The sequence below is a fragment of the Pseudomonas edaphica genome (assembly GCF_005863185.1).
Classification (GTDB): domain Bacteria; phylum Pseudomonadota; class Gammaproteobacteria; order Pseudomonadales; family Pseudomonadaceae; genus Aquipseudomonas; species Aquipseudomonas edaphica.
Map to the genome: position 1 here is coordinate 1 of NZ_VBVZ01000955.1, position 1,500 is coordinate 1,500.

The window sequence follows — 1,500 nt, forward strand, 5'->3', positions numbered from 1 at the left end:
GCGGTTTCATAACCTGCGCGGCAGTCGTGTGTTGGTCGTCGGTGGCGGGGAGATTGCCTTGCGCAAATCCCGGCTGCTGGCCGACGCCGGTGCGTTGCTGCGGGTGGTTGCTCCCCAGATCGAAGACCAGTTGCGAGAACTGGTGCTGGGCAGTGGCGGGGACCTGATTCTGCGCGGTTATCAGGAGGCCGACCTTGACGGCTGCGTTCTGATTATCGCGGCCACGGACGACGAGCCGCTGAACGCGCAAGTGTCCAGCGATGCCAAGCGCCGGTGCGTACCGGTCAATGTGGTGGACGCGCCAGCCCTGTGCAGCGTGATCTTCCCGGCGATTGTCGACCGTTCACCCTTGGTGATTGCGGTGTCCAGCGGCGGCGATGCGCCGGTGCTGGCGCGCTTGATCCGCGCCAAGCTGGAAACCTGGATTCCGTCGACTTATGGCCAGTTGGCCGGTTTGGCGGCGCGTTTTCGCGCCCAGGTCAAAGGTTTGTACCCGGATGTGCAGCAGCGTCGGGCCTTTTGGGAGGAGGTTTTCCAAGGCCCGATCGCCGACCGTCAATTGGCCGGGCAGGGCGATGAAGCTGAGCGTCTGTTGATCGAAAAGGTCAACGGCGCGCCGCCGTACGCGCCGGGTGAAGTCTATTTGGTCGGTGCAGGCCCAGGTGATCCGGACCTGCTGACCTTCCGCGCCTTGCGCCTGATGCAGCAAGCCGACGTGGTGCTGTATGACCGCCTGGTAGCGCCGGCGATTCTTGAGCTGTGCCGACGTGACGCCGAGCGTATCTACGTCGGCAAGCGTCGCGCCGACCATGCCGTGCCGCAGGACCAGATCAACCAGCAACTGGTGGACCTGGCCAAGCAGGGCAAGCGTGTGCTGCGACTCAAAGGTGGCGATCCGTTCATCTTCGGCCGTGGCGGCGAAGAGATCGAAGAACTGGCGGCCCATGGCATCCCGTTCCAGGTGGTGCCGGGGATCACGGCAGCCAGCGGTTGCGCGGCGTATGCGGGGATTCCGCTGACGCACCGTGACTATGCGCAGTCGGTGCGCTTTATCACCGGGCATTTAAAGAACGGGACCTCGGACCTGCCCTGGCATGACCTGGTGGGGCCGTCGCAAACGTTGGTGTTCTACATGGGCCTGATCGGCTTGCCGATCATCTGTGAGCAACTGATCAAGCACGGGCGCGCGGCGGATACCCCGGCGGCGTTGATCCAGCAGGGCACCACGTCCAACCAGCGCGTGTTTACCGGCACCCTGGCGGATTTGCCGCGCATGGTGGCGGAGCATGAAGTGCATGCGCCGACACTGGTGATCGTCGGTGAGGTGGTGGTGTTGCGCGAGAAACTCAAGTGGTTTGAAGGCGCGCAATCCCAGGTCTGACATCGCCGCTGTGGTGAGTGATCTTAATGTGGCGAGGGAGCTTGCTCCCGTTGGGCTGCGAAGCGGCCCCAATAAAAACACCGCGTTCTGCCAGGCAAAACGCGGTGTTTGGTTTTAGG

1 protein-coding gene is annotated in these 1,500 nt (G+C 63.3%); it reads left to right on the forward strand.

Annotated elements, in window-relative coordinates:
- Positions 1–1,381, forward strand: a 1,381-nt coding sequence (gene cysG, locus FEM54_RS32435; RefSeq protein WP_138454268.1) for a siroheme synthase CysG, incomplete at its 5' end; no start/stop codon positions are given.
- Between the last annotated feature and the right edge of the window lie 119 nt (positions 1,382–1,500).